This is a genomic window from Novilysobacter viscosus, from assembly GCF_046600715.1.
In the GTDB taxonomy this organism is placed as follows: domain Bacteria; phylum Pseudomonadota; class Gammaproteobacteria; order Xanthomonadales; family Xanthomonadaceae; genus Lysobacter_C; species Lysobacter_C viscosus.
On sequence record NZ_JBJMAV010000002.1, the window covers coordinates 169,532 to 182,849 of the forward strand.

A 13,318-nucleotide genomic window follows, 5' to 3' on the forward strand; every position below is an offset into this window, starting at 1 on the left:
CCGCCCGATCCGACCGCTCCGTCAAGCCCGCCACGGCCGCCGTGCCACGTGCATGGAGCGGCGCATGAGCGCGCTGCTGGACTCCTTCGCCGCCGCCCTGGACACGTTGCCCTCGCGTGACGCGGCCGGGCTCGGCGAGAGCCGACGCGCCGCGTTGCAGTCGGCATTGGACGCAGGCCTCCCGCACGCGCGGGTGGAGGCGTGGAAGTACACGCCGCTGCGTTCGCTGGAGCGCCGCAGCTTCGCGGCACCCTCGCCGACGGCGCCTGCCTTCGATGCCGCCCTGCTCGCCGGTATCCCGACGCCCCGCATGGTGTTCGTCAATGGTCGCCTGGACCCCGTGCACAGCGATCTGGACGGCCTGCCGGACGGGGTTTCGGTGCAGCCACTGTCGGCCATCCTGCGCTCGTCGGAGCCTCGCGACGGCAACTTCCTTGCACGCCGCTTCGAGCGCAACGACGAGGTGTTCGCCCGCCTCAACGCCGCGCTGGCCGAGGAGGGCATGGTGGTGCGGGTGGAAACGGACACCCGCGCCGGCGCACCCCTGCACCTGGTGGTGATCGGCACGACGGGCGATGCCGACCTGGCCTGGCACCTGCGCCACCTGGTCGAGCTGCGCGAAGGTGCGTCACTCACGCTGGTGGAACACCACCTGGCCAGCGACCCGCACCGCCACCTGGGCAACGCACTCGCGCACGTCCACCTGGCGCGGGGCGCCACGCTGGCGCACGCGCGCGTCCAGGACGAATCACCCGGCGCCACGCTGTTTACCCGGACCGACGCGGTGCTGGCACGCGACTCGGAGTACCGCCGCCTCGACCTCGAGCTCGGCGCGGCACTCTCGCGTCACGAACTCAACGTCGTCCTGCAGGGCGACAACGCGCGGCTGCACGGCAACGGCGTGCTGCTGGGCGACGGTCGGCGCCATGTCGACACCCGGCTGGCCATCGACCACGTGGGACGCGATACCGCCTGCGAGCTCACCTGGCGCGGGCTGGGCGCCGGCCGCTCGCGCACGGTGTTCCATGGGGGCATCCGGATCCGCGAGGGCGCCGACGGCACCGCCGCCACGCTCTCCAACAAGAACCTGCTTCTGAGCGAGGGCGCGGAGATCGACAGCCAGCCGGTACTGGAGATCCATGCCGATGAAGTACAGGCCGCACACGGCGCCACGGTCGGCCAGCTCGATCCCACCGCGATGTTCTACCTGCGCTCCCGCGGCCTGCCGGCCGAGGCTGCGCGCTCGCTGCTGACGGCGGCGTTCTGCAAGGAAACGCTTGCGGTGATCCCCGACGACGCGTTGCGGGACCGGCTGGTCAAGCACCTGGATGCCGCACTGCTGCGCGTGGACGTGGCATGAGCACGGCCAGGGCAGCCGGCGGCCAGGCCTCCATGCAGGCCATCGAGGCGGCGAAATCCATCGACTGGGTCGCCATCCGGGGCGACTTCCCGTTGCTCCAGCGCCAGGTCCACGGCAAGTCGCTGGTCTACCTTGACTCGGCCAACACCGGGCAGAAACCGGCCGCGGTGATCGACGCGGTCGACGACTTCTTCCGCAACCACAACGCCAACGTCAGCCGCGCGGTGCATGCACTGGGCACCGAGGCCACCGAAGCGTACGAGGGGGCGCGGAGCAAGCTGGCGCGCTTCCTCAACGTGCGAGGCGACGAACTGGTGCTGTGCAGCGGCACCACATTCGCCCTCAACCTGGTGGCGTATTCGTGGGCGCTGCCCCGGCTGGAGGCTGGGGACGCCATCGTGCTGACGCGCATGGAGCACCACGCCAACATCGTCCCGTGGCAGCTGGTCGCCCAGCGGACCGGAGCGACGATCAAGGTGGCCGATATCGATGCCGACGGCGCCCTGGACCTGGACCACCTGTACTCGCTCCTTACGCCTGAAGTGAGGCTGCTGGGCGTGACCCACGTGTCCAACGTGCTGGGTACGGTCAACCCGGTGCGCGAGATCTGCCGCGAAGCCCGCAGGCGCGGCATCGTAACCGTCATCGACGGCTCGCAGGCAGCGCCGCACCGGCCGCTGGACGTGGCCGCGATCGGCTGCGACTTCTACGCCATCACCGGCCACAAGATGGCCGGCCCCACCGGCACCGGCGTGCTGTGGGCGCGACGCGAACACCTCGCCGACATGCCGCCGTTCCTGGGCGGCGGCGAGATGATCAAGGAGGTGCGCTTCGAGGGCACCGTGTTCAACGATCCCCCGCACAAGTTCGAGGCGGGCACGCCCAACATCGCGGGCTTCATCGGCCTGGGCGCCGCGGTCGATTACCTGTCCGGCCTCGGCATGGCCGCCATCGACGCGCGCGAGCAGGCGCTGCTGGCCCACGCCACGCAGGCCCTGTCAGAGGTCCCCGGGCTTCGCATCTTCGGCACCCCGCGCGAGAAGGCCGCCGTCATCAGCTTCCTCGTCGAAGGTGCCCACGCGCACGACCTGGCCACGCTGCTGGACCTGGAAGGCGTCGCGATCCGCTCCGGCCACCATTGCGCCCACCCGCTGATGCAGCATTACGGCGTGCCGGCGACGTGCCGCGCCTCGTTCGCGTTCTACAACACGTTCGAGGAGATCGACGCGTTCGTGGCGGCGCTGCTCAAGGTGCGCAAGCTCCTGCTGTAGCCGCTTCCCGGCGATCCGACTCGCCACCCTTCCCGCAACCCGCGGCCAGGCCCCCACGTCAGATGATGCAGCTCCATTTCCGCGACGCCACCGAAGCCGATATCCCCGAGATCGTCGAACTGGTGACCTCCGCCTACCGGGGCGATGCCAGCCGGGTGGGGTGGACTACCGAGGCCGACCTGCTGGATGGGCAGCGCATCGATACCGGGCTGCTGCGCCACGACATCCTGCGCGCGCGGTCCAGGGTGCTGCTGGCCCTGGAGGATGCTGCGGACGGGGCAGCCCCCGCTTCGCTGGTCGCGTGCGCGCACGTGGCGGCCGATGGCGAGGCCGGGTATTTCGGCATGTTCTCCGTCCGGCCCGACCTCCAGCGTGCCGGGATCGGCAAGAAGGTGCTGGCCCACGCCGAGCACATCGTCCGCGACGACTGGCAGTTGCCCTTGATGCGGATGACGGTGATCGATGTGCGCGATGAACTCATCGCCTTCTACGAGCGCCGGGGCTACCGCCGCACCGGCGCGTTCAAGCCGTTTCCATACGGCGATGCGCGCTTCGGTATCCCGCTACGCGAAGACCTGCGCTTCGAAGTGCTGGAAAAGACGCTGTAGGCGCGCCCTGCACGGTGTCGCCACGCTTGAATGACTCGCCCCCCTTGCAGGACGATCCGGCGGGCAGTACCCCTCGAACCCGACAGGACCGACCATGACCGACTGGATCCGCGTCTGCGCCACCTCCGAATTGCTGCCCGGCGAATCCACCGTCGCCTGGGACGGGGATACGCCAATCCTGGTGGTCAACTTCGACGGCGGCTTCTTTGCGCTGGAGGACCGCTGTTCGCACGAGGACTACGAGCTCTCCGCCGGCTCGTTCGATGGCGAAGACGCCACCATCGAATGCACATTGCACGGGGCGAAGTTCGACGTGCGCGATGGGCGCGCCCTTTGCGCCCCCGCCTACTCGCCCGTGGCGCGATTTCCGGTCAAGATCGAGGACGGCGCGGTGTGGACGCGGGACGACCGCTGAGCGGACAAACACCTGCCAACCCGCATTCGACTCGCCGTTCCAGGACGAAAGCCCCGGCGGTCGTCCTGCACCAATGGGGAACCGCGACACGTATTGCGGGTTATCCGCCGTCCGGACCTGCAGCAGCCGCGCACCGGGAGCCGGTATCTGCAGGAGCGCTACGCGATCTCCCGAGCGGCGCCCGTCAGGCGGTGACCCATCCAGCCGCCGGCAGCAAGTCCTGATTAGCGGGGGCCAGGCGCATCAGCAGCGCTTCGCCGCCCCCGTCGAGCACATGCCTGAGCCGCTCGTCACCGGCCACCAACAGGGCCGTGTCGCCGGCTTCCAGGGCGGGAAGACCCGAGTCGTCCGCGAATCGCGCCTGCCCCGCGATCAGGTGGACGGCCCAGGTCGAGCGGGGCTCGGCGAAGATGACCATCGGGCCCACCAGCGGCCGGTGCCAGCTGTCAGCCTGCACTTGGCCGCGCCGCCACATCAGGTTGAAGCCATGGCTCGGCCCGTCCAGGAGCTCTCCGGTGACCGGTCTCTCCCCCGCGAACCGGTGGCGCCCGTGGGGCGGAAGGATCTCGATGCCCTCACCGTCGTCGAAGCGCAGCCTCAGGCCTTCGCCCGACAGCAGCGTCAGTTCGCGGTCCACCCCCGGGAAAACCGAGAACGGCGAATCCTGCTCTATCTCGGCGATCGACATGCGCCACGCCCAAGCCTGGCCCCCGCGCTCGCCCTCGCCCTCGCCCTCGCCTTGGGCGTGGACTTCGCGGGTCCACCCCTGCCCGTTCCGCCAGCGGACGCGGCGGTATTCATTGGCGGGGATGACGCGTGAGAGGGTGGTGTGGGCCATGCGCGCAACTGCCTGGGCGACCGGGAATAACGCAGTCTAGCGCCCGTCCGCGAGCGCCCCGCAAATGAAGCCGCCCGCCGCGGATCCCTCCGGGCGGGCGGCGCACATCCCTGTCCAGGCCGGGGCCTGAGATCCCTGGGGCGGACATCCTGTCCGCCCGGTAACGTGCCGTCAGCGCTTGGCAGTGGCCGGCGCGGCGGCAGCAGGCTTCGCAGCGGCCGGCTTGGCCCCGCCTACCACGATGCGGTCGCGGTTCTTTTCCACGGTCTTCAGTCCGACACCCTTGACCAGCGCCAGTTGCTCTACGCTCTTGAACGCGCCGTTCGCCTTGCGGTGGGCGACGATCGCCTCGGCCTTGGAGGGGCCGATGTTGAGGAGCACGCGATCGATGGTCGCGGCGTCGGCGGTGTTGATGTTGACCTTCTCTGCGGCCAGCGCCGTTCCGGCCAGCCCGGCGACCAGGAACAGCGACAGCAGGCCGGCGCGCAACGTGTGATGGATCCGTGGCATGGAGTATCTCCCTGTAGTGGTTTGAAGCGCCCTGGGTGCAATGCAATGGCGCGGGAAAGTACCGGCAGGCGCTTGCCCCGACGGCCTGCACAGTCTCCGTGGCGGCGCCATGGCGCGGCATCGCCGGGCCGCCCGTTCCCGCGCAGTCCCCCGCCGCATCCGCGGGTAGGAAGGTTCCTACACGGGCGGGGCGCTAAAATGGCCGGCCAACCCCATCGAGATACCCCATGGACGCCAGCCAGGTCGATCGCTTTATCGGGCGCAAGTGGGACGACGAGATCGTTCCCCAGCTCGTCGAGTACATCCGGATCCCCAACAAGTCGCCGATGTTCGATGCCGACTGGCTCGCCCACGGCTACATGGAGGATGCGGTCACTCTGATGACCGACTGGGCCCGCAAGCAGGACATCGCCGGCATGCAGCTGGAAGTGGTCCGCCTGGAGGGCCGCACCCCGCTGGTCCTGATCGAGATTCCGGCTGCCAACGGCGGCAGCGACGAGGATTGCGTACTGCTGTACGGGCACCTGGACAAGCAACCCGAGATGTCGGGCTGGGACGAGGACCTGGGCCCGTGGAAACCGGTGATCAAGGGCGACCTGCTCTATGGGCGCGGCGGTGCCGATGACGGATACGCGATGTATGGATCGCTGGCGGCGATCATGGCATTGCGCGAACAGGGCGTCGCGCATGCGCGGTGCGTGGTGTTGATCGAAGCCTGCGAGGAATCGGGCAGCTACGACCTGCCGGCCTACGTCGACCACCTGTCCGACCGCATCGGCGAGCCTTCGCTGGTGGTGTGCCTGGATTCGGGCTGTGGCAACTACGACCAGCTGTGGTGCACCACCTCGCTGCGCGGCATGGCGGGCGGCAATTTCACCGTGAAGGTGCTTGACGAGGGCGTGCACTCGGGCGACGCCTCGGGCATCGTCCCGTCCAGCTTCCGCCTGCTGCGCCAACTGCTGTCGCGGCTGGAAGACGAGGACACCGGGCGCATCCGGGTCGCCGGGCTGCACGCGGAGATTCCCACCGAGCGCCTTGAACAGGCTCGCGAGGCCGCCAAGGTGCTGGGCGACGCGGTCTACGACAAGTTCCCCCTGCTGGACGGCATGAGCCCGATGCACGATGACCTGGCCGAACTGGTGCTCAATCGCACCTGGCGACCGGCGCTGTCGGTCACCGGCATCGACGGCATCCCCGCGCTGGCGTCAGCCGGCAACGTGCTGCGTCCGCATACGGCGGTGAAGCTGTCGTTGCGCCTGCCGCCCACCCTGGACGGCAAGCAGGCGGGTGATCTGCTCAAGCGCACGCTGATGGACAATCCGCCCAACGGCGCGCACGTGGAACTGGAGCTGGAGAAGTCCTCCACCGGCTGGAACGCGCCCGATATGTCGCCGTGGCTGACCAACGCGATCGACGCGGCCAGCCGGGAGTTCTACGGCAAGCCGGCCATGTACATGGGTGAAGGGGGCTCGATCCCGTTCATGGGGATGCTCGGCGAGAAGTTCCCCGGCGCGCAGTTCATGATCACCGGCGTCCTGGGGCCGCAATCCAACGCCCATGGCCCCAACGAGTTCCTCCACATACCGATGGGCAAGAAGGTCACCGCCTGCGTGGCGCGGGTGATCGCCGAGCACCACCGCGCCGGCGAGCGCGGCGAGACGCGCGGTGCCGCGGTGGCCGCCAGCACCCAGGAGCGTGGCCAGCACGGCTGCTGCTGAAGGCCTTGTCGCTGCCACGCCGGAGCCCCTGCTAGGCTCCAGCGCGCACCACCCACCACCACACAGAGGGGAGCTTCATGGGCGGAATCCTGTACACGATCATCATCGGCGCGGTCATTGGCGTCCTGGCACGTTTCCTCAAGCCGGGCGCGGATCCGATGGGCTGGATCCTCACCATCCTGCTCGGAATCGCCGGCGCATGGCTTGGCAGCCTGGTCTATGCCGGCGGCGGGGTCATCGGCTTCGCGATCTCCATCGTCTGCGCCATCGTGCTGCTCTTCATCTTCGAGATGTTCCGCCGGCGTTCCGCTCGACGGGGGGTCTGAGGAGCCATAGCAACGGCCGAGGCGACCTCGGGTGCGGTCGGGCCGTCGGCGTCCAGGACCCGGGCGTCCCGTGCCCTGCAAGGCGGTGCGCGTCCTGAGCCTGACCGACTCCGAGCCACGCGACGGCCTGCTTGCGGTGCCACCCGGCACCAGGCTGGGCAGGAGCGCCTGATCCTCCAACGCACGACGCTCCACGCTTACGCCCCACGCCGCGCCGCGCCGTTTACCCTGTGCGCCCGCCTCCACGCCCCCGCCCACCATGGCCGACAACCCGTCCGATCCCGATTCCAGCCGCGCCCAGGCGCGTGAGGCATGGGCCCGTGCAGCCAGCGGCGAGCCCGGCCTTCAGCTGCATCGCGCCTCGGCCGACGCCGGGTTCCGCAGCTACTGGCGCGGGCAATCGGATCAGGCGGCGTGCGTGATCGTCATGGACTCCCCGCCGGAACTCGAGGATGTACGCCCGTGGCTGCAAGTACGCGACCTGCTGGCCGGCGGTGGCGTGCGCGTTCCGCGGGTGCTGGCGCGAGACGTCGAGGCCGGATTCCTGCTGCTGGAGGACCTGGGCGCCGACACCCTGTTGCACGTGCTGGACGCGGACAACGCGGACGCGCATTTCGATGCCGCCGTCGACCAGTTGCTGAGGCTACAGGCCATCCCCTGTCCCGCCGACCTGCCCGCCTACGACGAGTCGCTGCTGTCGCGCGAACTGCACCTGTTCGATGATTGGTTCCTCGGCCGCCACCTGGGCATCACGTTGGACCGCGACGAGTCCGGGGTGCTCGAGACCAGCTACCGGCACCTGGTCGACACCGCGCTTGCGCAGCCACAGGTGCTGGTGCACCGCGACTTCATGCCCCGCAACCTGATGCCGGCCGGTGGCGGCCCGGCGGTGCTGGACTTCCAGGACGCCGTCCGGGGCCCCATCGCCTACGATCCCCTCAGCCTGTTCAAGGATGCCTTCCTGAGCTGGCCCGAGGAGCGCGTGCAGGCGTGGCTTTCCCGCTACCACGCGCGTGCCGCGCAGGCAGGTTTGCCGGTGCCGGTACTGGAACGCTTCATGCGCGATGCCGACCTGATCGGGGTGCAGCGCCACCTCAAGGTACTCGGCATTTTCGCGCGGCTGCACCACCGCGACGGCAAGCCCAAGTACCTGGCCGATGCACCCCGCTTCCTGGACTACCTGGATGCCGTGCTGCGCCGACACGCCGAGCTGGCACCGCTGGCCGCCCTGATTGACCGCCACGTGCGGCCGGCACTGGCATGAGTAGCGCCGCCACTGCGATGGACTGCGCGTCATGAAGGCCCTGGTCCTGGCGGCGGGCCTGGGCGAACGCATGCGTCCGTTGACTGATTCCACGCCGAAACCCTTGCTTCCCGTTGCCGGCAAACCCCTGATCCAGTGGCACCTTGAAAAGCTCTCTGCGTGCGGCGTGGATGAGGTGATCGTCAATACCAGCTGGCTGGCCGACCGCTTCCCACCCGCGCTGGGCGATGGCTCCCGCTGGGGTCTGAAGTTGCAATTCGTCTACGAGGGCGACACCCCGCTGGAAACCGGCGGGGCGCTTTTCAATGCCTTGCCGTTGCTGGGGGATGCGCCCTTCATCGCGGTCAACGGCGATATCTGGACGGATTTCGACTTCGCTCGATTGCCCAGCGCACCCTCTGGAGATGCGCACCTCGTACTCGTGGATAACCCGACGCACAACGCGGGCGGCGACTTCTCGTTGGGGCCGGACGGACAGGTGCACTCACGACCGTCGCTTACCTTCTCCGGCATCGGCGTCTACCGTCCCACGCTGCTGGCGGGGTGGCGGGACGTGGTGGGTGATGTACCTGGCGTGGATGCCACGCCGCCCCGTTTCAAGCTGGCGCCGCTGCTGCGTGCGGCGATGGTCGACGGGCGCGTCAGCGGGGAGCACCACGCCGGGCTCTGGACCGATGTCGGGACACCGCAGCGGCTGGCGCAGCTGGATGCCGCGCTGCGTGCCGGCACGTGACCCCGCGCAGCCCCACAGGCTGCCCCCCGCAGGCCACACCGCCGCGACGCTAGTTCCCCGGGGTCCCCAGCACCTGTCGGAGGAACGGCACGGTGACGCGCCTTTGCGCGGCGAGCGATGCCCGGTCGAGCCGGTCCAGCAGGAGGGTCAGACCGGCGAGGTCGCGTCCCGTCCGTCGCAGCAACCAGTCGAGCGCCGCGTCTTCGAGCGCCCAGCCCCTGCGCAATGCGCGGGTGCGCAGCACCTCGCGCCGCCCGGCATCGTCCAGGGGCGCCAGCACCAGGCGGGTGCACTGCGAAAGCCGTGACTGCAGGTCCGCCAGGCCGGGCGACAGGGCGTCGGGGGCCTGCCGGGCAGCATAGACCAGGGTCGTACCGCTGGCACGTGCGCGGTTGTGCGCATCGAACAGGGCGACCTCGTCCGCCTGGCTTCCGATGACCGCCTCGACCCCATCCAGGGCCAACAGGTCGTGGTCCTCCATCGCATCCAACGCTTCGCGCAGGCGTCCGCTGGCCGCCGCCAACGGCAGGTACCCGGCCCGACGGCCCGCTTCCCGCGCCTGTGCCAACACCCCCAGCAGGAGGTGGGTCTTGCCGCTGGCCGGCGGACCCGCCAGGAACACCCAGTCGGAATGGGTGCCATTGGCCAGCGCGCGCAGGTGATCGAGCGCGCCCGGCGGGGCCGCGACGAAAGTCTCCAGGCGCTGATCCGGTGGCGGACGCAGCGAGAGAGGGAGCTGTCCGGTGGCGGGCAGCGATGCGGGCGCCGCCCCCGCTTCGGTCGACGCCCCGCCAGGCGCGGGCGGGAGCGGCTTCACTCGGCCTCCGGCTCCCGCGGATACGCGGCCTGGGGCGGCTGGGGGTGGGCGTGGGCCACCACGATGTCGGGACGCTCGCCCGCATACAGGGTGCTGTGGGTGTAGCGGTCCTGGGCAAAACGCAGCAGCACGTTGGCGACCGCCGCCACCGGCAGCGCGAGAAGCATGCCCAGGAATCCGAACAGCTGGCCGCCGGCGAGCACCGCGAAGATCACCGCCACCGGGTGCAGGCCGATCCGATCGCCTACCAGCTTGGGCGTCAGCCAATAGCTTTCGATCACCTGGCCGATGCCGAACACCGCCAGCACCCCGGCGACGTGCTTCCAGTCGCCGTACTGCACCAGTGCCGCAATCACCCCGAGGATGATTCCGCTGGCAGGGCCCAGGTACGGGATGAACGTAAACAGGCCGGCGATGATGCCGATCAGGATGCCCAGGTCCAGGCCGACCAGCCACAGGCCGACGCCATACATCACCCCCAGGATCAACATCACCAGGAACTGGCCCCGCAGGAAGCCCGCGAGCATCACGTCCGACTCGCGCGCCAGCCGGGTAACAGTCGGCAGGTACTTGCGCGGCACCAGCGCCGCGACCCGCTCGACGAACACGTCCCAGTCGCGCAGGAAGAAGAACGCCAGCACGGGCAGCAGGGCGATGTTGGCCACCAGCGCGATCAATGCAAACCCCGACCTCGACAGGTAGCCCAGCAACGCGCTGGCAAAGCCGCCGGCACGCTCCCAGTTGCTGCGGATCAGTTCACTCATGCGCTGGAAGTCCAGCCAGGTGGTGATTTCCAGCCCGCTGCGCGACTCGACCCACGGCAACGCCGTCTGCATGAACCAGTCGCGGTAACTCGGGAACGATTCCACCAGCGTGGCGATCTGGCGTTCGATCGCCGGCACCAGCAGCACCAGCACAAGCACCAGCACCAGCGTCATCGCCGAGAACACCAGCGTCACCGCGACATTGCGCGAGCGCCCGGCGCGCTGCAGGCGGTCCACCAGCGGGTCGCCCAGCCAACCCAGCAGCGCCGCCAGCGCGAACGGCGTGAGGATCGGAGCCAACACCCACAGCAACCAAAGCGCGGCCAATGCGACCGCCGCCCATTGCAGGCGCCGGAGGAAAACCGCGATGTCGTGGAGCGGGTCGGCCGTCTCCATCAGCGCAACCGGTACCGCGGCGGCTGCGTGTCGTCGCCGCCCTCTGCCGAGAGCAGGGAGTCGCCCCGGATCGAGCGATCAAAGCCGGGCAGACCGCTGACCAGGTCCAGCTCGAACTCCACGCCGCCTTCGCTGGCGCGCAGCGGGGTCATGCCCCGCACCACCGACAGTCCCTGCAGGTAGCCCGACAGGCGCATGTAGTCATCGCTGCTGTCCAGGCCGGTGAACGCCACGCGATAACTTCCGGCCGGGCCGGCCGGCGCGCGCTTGGCGTAGCGTTTGGTCAGCGCATCGGCCGCGCCATTGGCGCCGGTGGCCAGGACCCGGCGCGCATCGCGCCCGCTTTCGGACCAGCGCGACAGCACGCGGCCACCGTCGACGAAAATCCAATCGGCCTGCCAGCCGCCCTCGGCACGGTAGAGCTTGCCGATCAGCTGCATCGGCGGGCTGTAGTTGCGCGACGCGCGTGCGACTGCCGCGGTATCCCCGCGCCAGATCGCACCGACGACCGCCTGTTCCGCCGCCGATCCGCCGGGCAGGCCCAGCCGGTAGCCCCGCTCGATGGCCCGGTCGAGCACCGATCGGGCCGCATCGGCGCGCGACAGACCGACCAGGCGCGGGCCGCTGCCGTCATCGATCGCCAGCCACAGCACCGGCTTGGGGCGCGGTTGCGGCCATACGGCCACGCCCAGGGTGGCCGCCAGGCTGTCGACGGCCTCTTCGTCGTAGCGCACCACCAGCGCAGTGCGGAAGGACGGCGCACCGGACGCGGAGACCCCTTCGTCCTGCCGGTAGTCATAGCTGTCGACGTACTCCGCGGCGCGCCGCAGTTCCTGGCGCACGCCCGGCTGCGACGCCGCGCCGCTGTCGCCCGAGAGTTTTCCCAGCACCTGGGCCAGGCCGCGCGCGAAGGCGGCATTGCGCTCACCCGCGCCTTGCCCGTTCACGGTGATTTCGGCCGAGTAAACGCCCTCCGCCCCTGCCCTATCGCCCTCTACGCGCTGCGCGAACGCCGACATGCTGGCCACGAGCAGCGCCGCGCAGAGCAGCAGCCGGGCCATCGCACGCGACAGGGAGGGGGTTGCCAGGCGGTTCAAGCCGACCATTGCGGGTCCTGGGGTGTCAGGGAAGTCCAGCGATGGTGCCGCAGGCGCCGCGGCACGTCCATCGCGCCACGCCGCCCGGACCCGGCCGGCTGCTAAAATCGCCGACTTCCCCGCGACCGCCGAGGCCGCCGTGTCCAGCACCCCGCCGCCCCCTACCCCGCTCACCTACCGCGACGCCGGCGTCGATATCGACGCGGGCAACGAAGTGGTCGAGCGTATCAAGCCACTGGTCAAGCGCAGCTTCCGGCCCGAGGTCATGGGCGGGCTTGGCGGCTTCGGCGCGATGTTCGACCTGTCCGGCAAGTACCGCGAGCCGGTCCTGGTGTCGGGCACCGACGGCGTGGGTACCAAACTCAAGCTGGCCCAGCAGCTGGGCAGGCACGACACCATCGGCATCGACCTGGTGGCCATGTGCGTCAATGACGTGCTGGTCCAGGGCGCGGAACCGCTGTTCTTCCTTGACTACTTCGCCACCGGCAAGCTCGACATCGAGACCACGGTGGCGGTGGTGGGTGGCATCGCGCGCGGCTGCGAAGAGGCCGGTTGCGCGCTGATCGGTGGCGAAACCGCCGAAATGCCCGACATGTACGCGCCCGGCGAGTACGACCTGGCCGGGTTCACCGTGGCCGCGGTGGAGAAGTCCGAGATCCTGGACGGCACCTCGGTGCGCGCGGGCGACGTTCTTCTGGGCATCGCCTCCAGTGGCCCGCATTCCAACGGCTATTCGCTGGTCAGGCGCATCTTCGACCGCGCGGGCCGCCCCGGCGATCTCGACCTGGGGGGCACCTCGCTGGCCGATGCGCTGATGGCGCCGACTGCGCTCTACGTCAAGCCGGTGCTCTCGCTGCTGGCGGAATGCGGTGGCGACATCCACGCGATGGCGCACATCACCGGCGGCGGGCTGACCGAGAACATCATCCGCGTGGTTCCGGATGGCCTGGGGCTGGATATCGATGCCACCACGCTGGTGCTGCCGCCGGTGTTCGACTGGCTCCAGCGCGAGGGCGCGGTGCCACGCGAGGAAATGTGGCGCACGTTCAACTGCGGCGTCGGCTTCGTACTGGTGGTGGATCCCGCCAGGGCCGGCGCCGTGGGTGCCGCGCTCGATGGCCTGGGCCTGGCTCACCGCCCCATTGGCGCCGTGGTGGCCGCAGGCACGACCGACCGCGTCCGCATCGGCTGACGCCCGTGT

At 69.7% G+C, this 13,318-nt stretch carries 14 protein-coding genes; 9 read left to right on the plus strand and 5 right to left on the minus strand.

All coding sequences use genetic code 11. The features are described 5' to 3' along the window. Positions 1-64: 64 nt before the first annotated feature. The 4 genes from sufD to ACJQWL_RS04465 all read left to right on the plus strand — a co-directional run bounded on the left by sufD (position 65) and on the right by ACJQWL_RS04465 (position 3,654). Positions 65-1,360 carry a Fe-S cluster assembly protein SufD gene (sufD, locus tag ACJQWL_RS04450; protein ID WP_330967524.1) on the plus strand — a complete coding sequence of 432 codons (1,296 nt, stop codon included), beginning with the start codon at positions 65-67 and terminating at the stop codon, positions 1,358-1,360. 32 nt (positions 1,361-1,392) lie between these two features. Beyond that, positions 1,393-2,631, plus strand: a complete 1,239-nt coding sequence (locus ACJQWL_RS04455; protein ID WP_330967643.1) for a cysteine desulfurase — start codon at positions 1,393-1,395, stop codon at positions 2,629-2,631. Between the two features lie 62 nt (positions 2,632-2,693). Further along, the gene (locus ACJQWL_RS04460) at positions 2,694-3,239 is read left to right on the plus strand and encodes a GNAT family N-acetyltransferase (RefSeq protein ID WP_330967523.1); all 546 of its coding nucleotides are present in this window, start codon (positions 2,694-2,696) and stop codon (positions 3,237-3,239) included. 94 nt (positions 3,240-3,333) lie between these two features. Further along, a complete protein-coding gene (locus tag ACJQWL_RS04465) occupies positions 3,334-3,654 on the plus strand; it encodes a non-heme iron oxygenase ferredoxin subunit (protein ID WP_330967522.1) in 321 nt (106 codons plus the stop codon). A gap of 184 nt (positions 3,655-3,838) precedes the next feature. Here ACJQWL_RS04465 and ACJQWL_RS04470 read toward each other — a convergent pair whose 3' ends face one another. Then, positions 3,839-4,492: a HutD/Ves family protein gene (locus ACJQWL_RS04470; RefSeq protein ID WP_330967521.1), complete on the minus strand. Its 654-nt coding sequence runs from the start codon at positions 4,490-4,492 to the stop codon at positions 3,839-3,841. A gap of 171 nt (positions 4,493-4,663) precedes the next feature. Further along, positions 4,664-5,002 carry a ComEA family DNA-binding protein gene (locus ACJQWL_RS04475; protein ID WP_330967520.1) on the minus strand — a complete coding sequence of 113 codons (339 nt, stop codon included), beginning with the start codon at positions 5,000-5,002 and terminating at the stop codon, positions 4,664-4,666. A 227-nt stretch (positions 5,003-5,229) separates the two neighbouring features. On the opposite strand from ACJQWL_RS04475, the gene ACJQWL_RS04480 reads away from it, so the two are divergent. From ACJQWL_RS04480 to murU, 4 genes are all read left to right on the plus strand, one after another. Next, a complete protein-coding gene (locus ACJQWL_RS04480; RefSeq protein WP_330967519.1) occupies positions 5,230-6,720 on the plus strand; it encodes a M20 family metallopeptidase in 1,491 nt (496 codons plus the stop codon). A 77-nt stretch (positions 6,721-6,797) separates the two neighbouring features. Beyond that, positions 6,798-7,046 (plus strand): GlsB/YeaQ/YmgE family stress response membrane protein, encoded by a 249-nt coding sequence (locus ACJQWL_RS04485; RefSeq protein ID WP_330967518.1) that lies wholly within the window; start codon positions 6,798-6,800, stop codon positions 7,044-7,046. Positions 7,047-7,305: 259 nt separating this feature from the next. After that, positions 7,306-8,310 (plus strand): aminoglycoside phosphotransferase family protein, encoded by a 1,005-nt coding sequence (locus ACJQWL_RS04490; RefSeq protein ID WP_330967517.1) that lies wholly within the window; start codon positions 7,306-7,308, stop codon positions 8,308-8,310. A 31-nt stretch (positions 8,311-8,341) separates the two neighbouring features. Next, positions 8,342-9,043, plus strand: coding sequence for an N-acetylmuramate alpha-1-phosphate uridylyltransferase MurU (gene murU, locus ACJQWL_RS04495; protein WP_330967516.1), 702 nt, complete (start codon positions 8,342-8,344; stop codon positions 9,041-9,043). A 49-nt stretch (positions 9,044-9,092) separates the two neighbouring features. Here the strand turns inward: murU and hda are convergent, their stop codons facing one another. From hda to ACJQWL_RS04510, 3 genes are read right to left on the minus strand one after another with little or no spacing between them, the layout of a single operon-like run. Continuing rightward, positions 9,093-9,797, minus strand: a complete 705-nt coding sequence (hda, locus tag ACJQWL_RS04500) for a DnaA regulatory inactivator Hda (RefSeq protein ID WP_411300766.1) — start codon at positions 9,795-9,797, stop codon at positions 9,093-9,095. A gap of 59 nt (positions 9,798-9,856) precedes the next feature. Next, positions 9,857-11,020 carry an AI-2E family transporter gene (locus ACJQWL_RS04505; RefSeq protein WP_330967514.1) on the minus strand — a complete coding sequence of 388 codons (1,164 nt, stop codon included), beginning with the start codon at positions 11,018-11,020 and terminating at the stop codon, positions 9,857-9,859. After that, positions 11,020-12,126 carry a DUF2066 domain-containing protein gene (locus ACJQWL_RS04510; protein WP_330967513.1) on the minus strand — a complete coding sequence of 369 codons (1,107 nt, stop codon included), beginning with the start codon at positions 12,124-12,126 and terminating at the stop codon, positions 11,020-11,022. Before ACJQWL_RS04510 ends, ACJQWL_RS04505 begins: the two co-directional genes overlap by 1 nt. Before the next feature lie 130 nt (positions 12,127-12,256). On the opposite strand from ACJQWL_RS04510, the gene purM reads away from it, so the two are divergent. After that, the gene (purM, locus tag ACJQWL_RS04515; protein WP_330967512.1) at positions 12,257-13,309 is read left to right on the plus strand and encodes a phosphoribosylformylglycinamidine cyclo-ligase; all 1,053 of its coding nucleotides are present in this window, start codon (positions 12,257-12,259) and stop codon (positions 13,307-13,309) included. Positions 13,310-13,318: the final 9 nt, after the last annotated feature.

Excerpts from the sequence above, each read along its gene's own strand:
- ACJQWL_RS04490 (WP_330967517.1), top strand. The coding sequence starts at position 7,306 with ATGGCCGACAACCCGTCCGATCCCGATTCCAGCCGCGCCCAGGCGCGT.
- ACJQWL_RS04470 (WP_330967521.1), bottom strand. The coding sequence starts at position 4,492 with ATGGCCCACACCACCCTCTCACGCGTCATCCCCGCCAATGAATACCGC.
- murU (WP_330967516.1), top strand. The coding sequence starts at position 8,342 with ATGAAGGCCCTGGTCCTGGCGGCGGGCCTGGGCGAACGCATGCGTCCG.
- ACJQWL_RS04475 (WP_330967520.1), bottom strand. The coding sequence starts at position 5,002 with ATGCCACGGATCCATCACACGTTGCGCGCCGGCCTGCTGTCGCTGTTC.
- ACJQWL_RS04460 (WP_330967523.1), top strand. The coding sequence starts at position 2,694 with ATGATGCAGCTCCATTTCCGCGACGCCACCGAAGCCGATATCCCCGAG.
- ACJQWL_RS04465 (WP_330967522.1), top strand. The coding sequence starts at position 3,334 with ATGACCGACTGGATCCGCGTCTGCGCCACCTCCGAATTGCTGCCCGGC.
- ACJQWL_RS04510 (WP_330967513.1), bottom strand. The coding sequence starts at position 12,126 with ATGGTCGGCTTGAACCGCCTGGCAACCCCCTCCCTGTCGCGTGCGATG.
- ACJQWL_RS04505 (WP_330967514.1), bottom strand. The coding sequence starts at position 11,020 with ATGGAGACGGCCGACCCGCTCCACGACATCGCGGTTTTCCTCCGGCGC.
- ACJQWL_RS04455 (WP_330967643.1), top strand. The coding sequence starts at position 1,393 with ATGCAGGCCATCGAGGCGGCGAAATCCATCGACTGGGTCGCCATCCGG.
- sufD (WP_330967524.1), top strand. The coding sequence starts at position 65 with ATGAGCGCGCTGCTGGACTCCTTCGCCGCCGCCCTGGACACGTTGCCC.
- ACJQWL_RS04485 (WP_330967518.1), top strand. The coding sequence starts at position 6,798 with ATGGGCGGAATCCTGTACACGATCATCATCGGCGCGGTCATTGGCGTC.
- ACJQWL_RS04480 (WP_330967519.1), top strand. The coding sequence starts at position 5,230 with ATGGACGCCAGCCAGGTCGATCGCTTTATCGGGCGCAAGTGGGACGAC.